General features: G+C 40.6%; 3 protein-coding genes and 1 pseudogene. 1 reads left to right on the top strand and 3 read right to left on the bottom strand.

Features of this window, described 5'->3' with window-relative positions; all coding sequences use genetic code 11:
- Positions 1–297: pseudogene (locus tag DBR11_RS23455) on the bottom strand (peptidase M20); the annotation flags it as partial.
- 172 nt (positions 298–469) lie between these two features.
- Here DBR11_RS23455 and DBR11_RS23450 point away from each other — a divergent pair.
- Positions 470–1453, top strand: coding sequence for an aldo/keto reductase (locus DBR11_RS23450; protein WP_108555028.1), 984 nt, complete (start codon positions 470–472; stop codon positions 1451–1453).
- 67 nt (positions 1454–1520) lie between these two features.
- Here DBR11_RS23450 and DBR11_RS23445 read toward each other — a convergent pair whose 3' ends face one another.
- Together DBR11_RS23445 and DBR11_RS23440 are read right to left on the bottom strand one after the other, a co-directional pair.
- Complete coding sequence (locus tag DBR11_RS23445; RefSeq protein WP_108555027.1) at positions 1521–2969, bottom strand: glyceraldehyde-3-phosphate dehydrogenase; 1449 nt, start codon at positions 2967–2969, stop codon at positions 1521–1523.
- A gap of 98 nt (positions 2970–3067) precedes the next feature.
- Positions 3068–3928, bottom strand: coding sequence for an RNA polymerase sigma factor RpoD/SigA (locus DBR11_RS23440; protein WP_008242129.1), 861 nt, complete (start codon positions 3926–3928; stop codon positions 3068–3070).
- Positions 3929–4019: the final 91 nt, after the last annotated feature.

Raw genomic sequence — 4019 nt, 5'->3', positions numbered from 1 at the left:
TCCCAATACATTTTTACCAGTCACCAGCTTATCGGTATTGTCTTTGAAAGTGAATTCCTGTTCGTATTTACCCAGGGTAGGTAAAGGGAGTAATCCAATCTTTTTAAAGCGGCCTTCAATATATTTTCTGGCTTTCTCGGCACCTTTGGTGCCTGCTTTCCGTCCTTCGTAGGCGTCTGATGAAAGTACTTCTACATCTTTAAGCAATTGCTTCCCGTTCTGCACATTGTTGTTGTAACTTTTAACGCATCTGCAACCAAACAGTAAAGCCAGGGGTAACAAAAAATAGATCTTCATAGCGGTTAAAAAAGTTAGTAATTTAGGTTTGATCGTCAATTATGACATTTCAATGATCTAATATATCATTAATTTATGACACCTCAACATGCTATTGTAAAAACTTAACCAGCTTTCGTCTGTTATTTCTCTAATGATTTAACTTGTAAGGGCATAAAAAAAATGAATTTATATGGAATATAGACGTTTAGGTAAATCCGGATTACAGCTCAGTGCATTATCACTAGGCAGCTGGTTAACCTTTGGACAACAAATCAGTGATAAAACAGCCGATGAACTCATGGGCATCGCTTACGATGCAGGCGTCAATTTCTTTGATAATGCCGAAGGCTATGCAGCAGGCAAATCGGAAGAAGTGATGGGTAAGATCCTGAAAGCACATCAATGGGAACGGGAATCTTTTGTTGTTTCCAGCAAAGTGTTTTTCGGTACAGAGAACAAAGGACCAAATCGGGTCGGTTTGTCCAGAAAACATGTTATTGAAGCCTGTCATGGCGCATTGAAAAGACTTCAGGTAGATTATCTTGACCTCTATTTTTGTCACCGGCCAGATAAAAACACCCCAATAGAAGAAACTGTCTGGGCAATGAATACCCTGCTACAACAAGGAAAGATCCTTTATTGGGGAACTTCAGAATGGAGTGCAGCAGAAATTATGGAAGCGATAGGCGTGGCCAAACAATACAATTTGATTGGCCCAACTATGGAGCAACCTCAGTATAACCTCATTGAAAGGCATAAATTGGAAAATGAATATCTATTGCTTTTTAAAGAATACGGATTGGGTACAACGATCTGGTCTCCGCTGGCTTCCGGATTATTGTCTGGTAAATATACCTCTGGTAAAACCAAGGACACCCGTCTCGATTTAAAAGGAATGGAATGGTTAAAGGAGTCTGTACTGAACGAAGAGAAATTGAAGAAAGCCACTGCACTGCAAAGCCTGGCCGATGAGCTGAATGTTCCACTGGCCAAATTGTCATTGGCCTGGTGCCTTAAAAATCCTAATGTAAGTACAGTGATTCTTGGAGCTTCTAAAACCGCCCAGCTAAAAGAAAACCTGACCACACTGGAGGTAGTTCCTTTGCTGACAGCTGAAGTGATGGAGAAGATCGAAGGGATTATGAAGACCAAACCAGTCCTGTCCCAATTTTAAATTTTAGAGAATTCAAAAAAAAAGGTCGGCAATTTTTTGTGCCGGCCTTTTATATGTCCTAATAATCCTAATAGTAAGTTAAGCGGACCACGCCAGCCAACTTTTTAGCCAGCCGGATCACCTGACGGGTATAACCATATTCATTATCATACCATGCATACAGCACCACAGACTTCTGATCTTTAGAGATGATGGTTGCAGGGCCATCGATAATCGAGGCATGGCTGTTTCCGATCAGGTCTGTACTTACCAGTTCGTTGGAGCTGGAATATTCAATCTGTTCAGACAAATCGCCAAAAAGAGACGCCTGTTTGAGCAGTTCCTTCACCTCATCCAGAGAAGTCACTTTGTTCAATGACAAATTCAAGATGGCCAGGGAAACATTGGGCGTAGGTACACGAACAGCATTGCCCGTTAACTTCCCGCCCAGATGCGGAATGACTTTAGCTACAGCTTTATCTGCGCCTGTCTCTGTAATCACCAGGTTCAAGGCAGCAGAGCGGCCCCTGCGGTATTTTTTATGATAATTGTCCAGCAGATTCTGGTCATTGGTATAAGAATGAATGGTTTCAATATGTCCTTTTTCAATGCCAAAAGCCTCATCAATAAGTTTTAAAACAGGAACAATCGCATTGGTTGTACATGAAGCATTGGAAAGGATGCTTTCTGTAGCAAAATCGATATCTGTATCATTGACACCCGTAACCACATTCGGGATATCTCCCTTGGCAGGTGCAGTCAATAAAACCTTACTGATGCCTTTGGCGCTTAAGTGTCTGCTTAAACCTTCGCGGTCCCTGTAAACACCGGTATTGTCAATGAGTAAAGCATCTTCAATATCATAAGCAGTATAGTCTATATTTTCAGGTTCCTTAGCAACAATAAAACTAACGGTCTGGCCATTAATAATTAAAGCTTTGCTGTCAAAATCTTCAGTAATGGTGCCATTGAAAGGGCCATGGATAGAATCCGTCCGGAGCAATTCAGCCCTCTTAATGAGTTCCTCGTCGCTGCAGCTGCGTGTTACAATTGCTCTTAAACGCAATTGTTCTCCTTTTCCGGCTTGCAGGATCAATTCTCTTGCAGCAATTCTTCCAATCCTTCCAAAACCATATAAAACCACATCTTTAGGTTTAAGACTGATCTTATCCTTGCCAATATGTTTGCTGAGCCTGCCAATGATGAAATCATGAACAGAAGTATAATTTCGGTTGTCTTCCAGCCACTCTGAAGCTAATCTTCCAAGATCAATACGGGAAGGAGCAAGGCTGGAATTTGAAATGGCAGTAGCCAGTTCCAGTGTTTCATAAATACTGATGTCTTTTCCACTGACTTCTTTTGCGTACTGATGGTGCGCCAGGATTTCGCTGCTGCCAACATCAAATAAGGGTTTACGGAATAAGACCAGTTCGATAGATCTGTCGAACCACAATTGACCTACTATTTTAATCAGTTCAATTGCTTTTTTTTCTTTTTCAATCCAGTTTTGAAACTCTGATTGGTACTTCTTTAGCATTTCTAGAATTTTTGGTTAGAATGCCACAAAAGTAAAAAAGATTGGGCGAGTACCCAATCTTTTTTACTTTATAATTTGTTGATCTGGTGAGGATCAGCTTATCCTAAATAAGACTTCAGAATTTTACTTCTTGAAGTATGACGCAAACGTTGCAGCGCTTTATCTTTGATCTGACGAACACGTTCTCTGGTCAGGTTAAACTTCTCACCAATTTCTTCAAGAGAAAGTGGATGATTCGTGCTTAATCCAAAGAAAAGAACAATAATCTCCCGCTCACGTTCTGTAAGTGTAGACAAAGATCTTTTGATCTCTTCCGACAAAGATTCGTTGATCAAACTACTGTCTGTATTTGGTTCATGATTCTCCAGTACATCCAGTAAGGTATTTTCCTCACCCTGAACAAAAGGCGCGTCCATAGAAACATGGCGTCCTGAATTGCTCAGCGTATCAGAAATTTTATCTACTGTGGTTTCCAGGATATCAGCTAATTCTTCCGGAGAAGGCTCGCGTTCATATTCCTGCTCCAGTTTAGAGAAAGCTTTGCTGATTTTGCTCAAAGAACCTACCTGGTTTAAAGGCAAACGTACAATACGGCTTTGTTCAGCGATCGCCTGCAAAATAGACTGACGAATCCACCATACCGCATAAGATATAAACTTGAAACCTTTTGTCTCATCAAAACGCTTGGCAGCTTTAATTAAGCCCAGATTACCCTCGTTAATTAAGTCACCTAAAGTCAGACCTTGATTCTGGTATTGTTTCGCTACCGAAACAACGAAACGTAAATTGGTCTTGGTTAAGCGCTCAAGTGCAGCCTGATCTCCTTCGCGTATCTTCCTTGCTAGTATTACTTCTTCTTCGGCGGTTATTAAATCTACTTTACCAATCTCGTGCAGGTATTTGTCCAATGACTGACTTTCGCGATTGGTAATGGATTGCGTGATTTTGAGTTGTCTCATTTATATGCTTTGGTACTCGTTATATGTTTGAACGTGCAAAAGTAAGAATTTAAAAGGTAATATTTCACATAAAATCCTGAAAACGTTACAC

The sequence above is a fragment of the Pedobacter sp. HMWF019 genome (assembly GCF_003061025.1).
Lineage (GTDB): Bacteria > Bacteroidota > Bacteroidia > Sphingobacteriales > Sphingobacteriaceae > Pedobacter.
The sequence above is the reverse complement of the archived record's forward strand: the minus strand, read 5'-3'. Positions and strand labels throughout refer to the sequence as shown.